Source organism: Mesorhizobium sp. M2C.T.Ca.TU.002.02.1.1, assembly GCF_003997225.1.
This window is the reverse complement of the sequence record NZ_RZTO01000657.1, coordinates 1-3541: the sequence shown is the minus strand read 5'-3', so window position 1 is coordinate 3541 and position 3541 is coordinate 1. Positions and strand designations below refer to the sequence as shown.

At 63.8% G+C, this 3541-nt stretch carries 7 protein-coding genes; 5 read left to right on the top strand and 2 right to left on the bottom strand.

Annotated elements, in window-relative coordinates:
* A partial coding sequence (locus tag EOD07_RS26995; RefSeq protein WP_164772565.1) for a cupin domain-containing protein occupies positions 1 to 621 on the bottom strand: 621 nt, incomplete at its 3' end.
* A 103-nt stretch (positions 622 to 724) separates the two neighbouring features.
* Here EOD07_RS26995 and EOD07_RS26990 point away from each other — a divergent pair.
* Together EOD07_RS26990 and EOD07_RS26985 are read left to right on the top strand one after the other, a co-directional pair.
* Positions 725 to 1480 (top strand): SDR family oxidoreductase, encoded by a 756-nt coding sequence (locus EOD07_RS26990; protein ID WP_127237572.1) that lies wholly within the window; start codon positions 725 to 727, stop codon positions 1478 to 1480.
* A 229-nt stretch (positions 1481 to 1709) separates the two neighbouring features.
* Positions 1710 to 2045 carry a hypothetical protein gene (locus tag EOD07_RS26985; protein ID WP_127237571.1) on the top strand — a complete coding sequence of 112 codons (336 nt, stop codon included), beginning with the start codon at positions 1710 to 1712 and terminating at the stop codon, positions 2043 to 2045.
* A gap of 58 nt (positions 2046 to 2103) precedes the next feature.
* On the opposite strand, the gene EOD07_RS26980 is transcribed toward EOD07_RS26985, so the two are convergent.
* A complete protein-coding gene (locus tag EOD07_RS26980; RefSeq protein WP_112100506.1) occupies positions 2104 to 2253 on the bottom strand; it encodes a hypothetical protein in 150 nt (49 codons plus the stop codon).
* Positions 2254 to 2498: 245 nt separating this feature from the next.
* Between EOD07_RS26980 and EOD07_RS26975 the strand changes: the two genes are divergently transcribed.
* The 3 genes from EOD07_RS26975 to EOD07_RS37810 all read left to right on the top strand — a co-directional run bounded on the left by EOD07_RS26975 (position 2499) and on the right by EOD07_RS37810 (position 3538).
* Entirely contained in the window at positions 2499 to 2681 is a 183-nt protein-coding gene (locus EOD07_RS26975) for a hypothetical protein (RefSeq protein WP_041010878.1), read from the top strand.
* Between the two features lie 62 nt (positions 2682 to 2743).
* Complete coding sequence (locus EOD07_RS26970) at positions 2744 to 3124, top strand: YkvA family protein (protein ID WP_127237570.1); 381 nt, start codon at positions 2744 to 2746, stop codon at positions 3122 to 3124.
* 252 nt (positions 3125 to 3376) lie between these two features.
* Positions 3377 to 3538 carry a hypothetical protein gene (locus EOD07_RS37810; protein ID WP_164772564.1) on the top strand — a complete coding sequence of 54 codons (162 nt, stop codon included), beginning with the start codon at positions 3377 to 3379 and terminating at the stop codon, positions 3536 to 3538.
* The last annotated feature ends 3 nt before the right edge of the window (positions 3539 to 3541 follow it).

Sequence of the window (3541 nt, the reverse complement as noted above, 5' to 3'; positions counted from 1 at the left end):
GGCATGCATCCGGCGGATCGCTTCGGCCAGCCGTGCATCGCTCAGGCCGCGCAGCAGTCCGGCCGGCGCGTCGGACGCCTGCGCCTGCCGCAGGGATTCGACCAGCAGGATCTCGATCAGCCGGGTCAGCACCAGGTCGCGCCCCGAATGCCGGCCCGCCGCCTCCTCGATCAGCAGCTTCACCAGGATCGACAGCCGCTCGACGCCGCGGACATGGACCTGAGCAGGCAGCAGTGAAACCAGCAGGCCGGAATCCTCCCCATCGAAGAGGAAATAGCCGCCAAGCATGCGCAGGTCCGGCGGGCCGTCCTGCCTGCCGTGCCGGACCTCCGCCGTCGCGGCCGCGGCAAGGTTGGGATCGATCAGCGTCGGAACGACCGGCTCGAAGCCCGTCATGGTGAAGCCAGGCGTGGTCGGCAGCAGCACGAAATCGCCCGCTTCCAGCGTCGCAGGCGGCTGGCCGTCCACAGCCAACCGGCAAGCACCCTCGATGACGACGGCGAAGCTTGGGTGGCCGAAATCCGCGTAGCGGACGCCCCAGCGCCCGGCGCCGCTGATGCCTTTGGTGAATACGGCGCGCGGCCTGAGCAGGCCTATGACTTCAGAGAGGGGATCGACCATATCCGGACTTTTGCAAACAAATCATGGACCGTCAATCATAGATAGTCCTGCATCTTGCCCGTAACCTTGTCGCCGTGAACTCCGAGCAACAAGGAACGATCCCATGAGAACGATTCTGATCACCGGCGCTTCGTCGGGCTACGGCCTGGAAACCGCGAGACATTTCCTCTCGAATGGCTGGAACGTCGTCGCGACCATGCGAAGCCCGCGAGAAGACCTGCTGCCGCGTTCGTCGTCGTTGCGCGTCCTGCCGCTCGACGTGACGGACGACAAAAGCATCGCAGCGGCGCTCGGGGCGGCCGGGCCGATCGACGCGCTGGTCAACAATGCCGGCGTCGGCGTCGCCGGCGCCTTCGAGGCAACGCCGATGGCGCATATCCGCAAGGTCTTCGAGACCAATACGTTCGGCGTCATGGCGATGACCCAGGCGGTGATCCCGCAGATGCGCGAGCGGCGCGCCGGCGTCATCGTCAACGTGACGTCGAGCGCCACGCTTGCGCCCTTCCCGCTGGCGGCGCCCTATACCGCGAGCAAGCAGGCCATCGAAGGTTTCACGGGCTCACTGGCGCTGGAACTCGCGCCCTTCAACGTCCAAGCCAAGCTGGTCGAACCCGGCTACGGGCCGACGACAAGGTTCGCCGCCAACACAGGCGTCAATGTCCAGGACCTCATCCCCGAGGCCTATGCCGACTTTGCCAGGGCAGTCTTCGGCGATCTCGCCAATCCGGCAATGACCGGGGCGCCGACCACGAAGGAAACCGACGTCGCCGAGGGCGTTTGGCGAGCCGTCAACGACACGACCGGCACCCTGCGCTTCCCCGCCGGGGCCGATGCGGTCGCCCTGGCGCGGGCCGCATAGGCAAGACCGAGACTTCGGCGCTGTCCATTCGCTGCAATTCGCCCGGCCAGCGCCTGCCTCGACAGGCGCGGCCTCGGACCTTGTGTTCAGCTCCTTCTTCGCCTCTCGGCAGGCGGCCGTCGGCAACCAAATGCTTGTTTTGCCGTTTATTTCAGCGGCTCCGGCACACAGAGTGGCGCCAGCCGGCTCCGTCGGGCGAGATGCCGCGCGGGGCGGAAAGGAGGCCGCAATGGCACGGCCGGCAGTGGAGATAGGCGACAGGGTGGCTGTCATCGCCACGGTGGTCGAACGCACCGGCGACCGCGTCGCGCTGAGGCTCGACGGAGACAGCCATAAGTATTCGATGGTCGAGCCGAATGCCAAGGTGGGCGATAAGCTCAGACTCGAGGGCGAGGTCGTCCATGTCGACGAGGATCTCGGACGCACGACCGTGCAGGTGCTGGGACGCGTGACCGTCGACACCGGATCGGTCGAAATGATCACCAAACGTTGCGACCTCGACCATATCGGCTCAAACGTACCTGGTCACCCTCGCCCGCGCACCCCACCGACCCCACATGGCTGAACAAGCGAGTCGCGGCTCTCTTCGCGCGCGCCTGCGCTGCGTCAAACCGTGAAGCTGCCTAGTGGCGCTTGAAATACTGCACCTCGCGTTCGTGCTTTTCCGCGGCTTCGCGCGACTTGAAGGTGCCTAGATTGCGGCGCTTGCCGGTCCTGGGATCGATCTTGCGTGAATAGAGCCGATATTCGCCGGATTTCAGCTTGCGGATCATGACGATCTCCTTGTGAATTAGGACTCCAACCCGGCTGAGGCCGTCGCGGTTCCAGGCAGGCCATCCCGACCGCTTGCGGCCCGGCAGCAAAAAAGCGCTGCTGTCGGTGAACCATTTCACGGACGCAAACGGCCCAATGTCGGAATCGACACCGAACGACACGATTTAGTCGGATTATTTGTATTCAAATGATTTTGGCGACGTTATGCGGATGTCGCTGACGTGCCGGATCTGAGGAGGGTGAGATGGTTACGGCGAAGCTTCACGGCGTTGAACTCGTCAGAGGCCAGAAGTGGACGGTGCGTGTCACCGCCTACGGTACGACGCTCATCTTCCCCTTCGAAGCCGAGCAGCATGCGCGCTCCTATGCCGACGGCCAGGCCTTCCGCCTCGGCGTCGAGGTCGTCGAACTGAAGGACTGCGCCTGAGAGGCCAAATCCGGTGTTCGTCCGTTGGCCCGCAGACCCGCACGGCGGTATACGATAGGCTCATGTCGGCTCTCGACTCGGCAAAGCAATGGGCGCGCGCCATCAAGCGCGATGCGGTGGCGCTGTGGATCGCAGCCCGTGATTCGCGCGTGCCCTGGTACGCAAAAGCCACCGCGGGCGCCGTCGCGGCCTATGCGCTGAGCCCGATCGATCTCATCCCGGATTTCATCCCGATCATCGGCTATCTGGACGACCTGCTGATCGTGCCTCTCGGCATCATGCTCGCGGTCAGGCTGGTGCCGCCCGACCTGATGCGGGAATTCCGCGAAGAAGCCGCGCGGCGCGAGAAGCCGGTCAGCAAAGCGGGTCTCGCCTTCATGATCGCGGTCTGGGTGCTGGCGGCGCTGGCGCTCATCTGGCTGTTCTGGCCCAAGCCGGCTTAAAGCATGTCTCCCGAAAGCGGGAACCGGTTTGGGGGCAAAGACATGCGTAAAATCAAAAGCCCAAAGCGCAAGGAGCGAATCTGACAGATCGCGATACGCTTTAAGTGCTTCAGCCGGCATGACCGCGCATGCGCCAGCAGCGCCTTACTTGACATACACATTAGCCATGCCTTGTATTTGTTGCAAATCAAGGCCATGCTAATGAAGCGCAAAACAACATGCGCAACGGGTGGGTCAAAAAAGGGGTCAAGCGTGATGGAGTTCGCAGTCTGCTACGATCACAGCAGTTTCGATCTGGCGCGGTCGATCTTCCTCGATGTCACGGCATTCTTCGCGCTGATGGCGCCATGGGCGATCGCGCGGCTGGTCGAGATGTCACGCGAGGATGGCGCGGCCCGGCTACAGGTGGCCTAAGGC

Bases quoted from the DNA above. Each gene is read 5' to 3' on its own strand.
- EOD07_RS26990 (WP_127237572.1), top strand. From the start codon at position 725: ATGAGAACGATTCTGATCACCGGCGCTTCGTCGGGCTACGGCCTGGAA.
- EOD07_RS26985 (WP_127237571.1), top strand. From the start codon at position 1,710: ATGGCACGGCCGGCAGTGGAGATAGGCGACAGGGTGGCTGTCATCGCC.
- EOD07_RS26980 (WP_112100506.1), bottom strand. From the start codon at position 2,253: ATGATCCGCAAGCTGAAATCCGGCGAATATCGGCTCTATTCACGCAAG.
- EOD07_RS26975 (WP_041010878.1), top strand. From the start codon at position 2,499: ATGGTTACGGCGAAGCTTCACGGCGTTGAACTCGTCAGAGGCCAGAAG.
- EOD07_RS26970 (WP_127237570.1), top strand. From the start codon at position 2,744: ATGTCGGCTCTCGACTCGGCAAAGCAATGGGCGCGCGCCATCAAGCGC.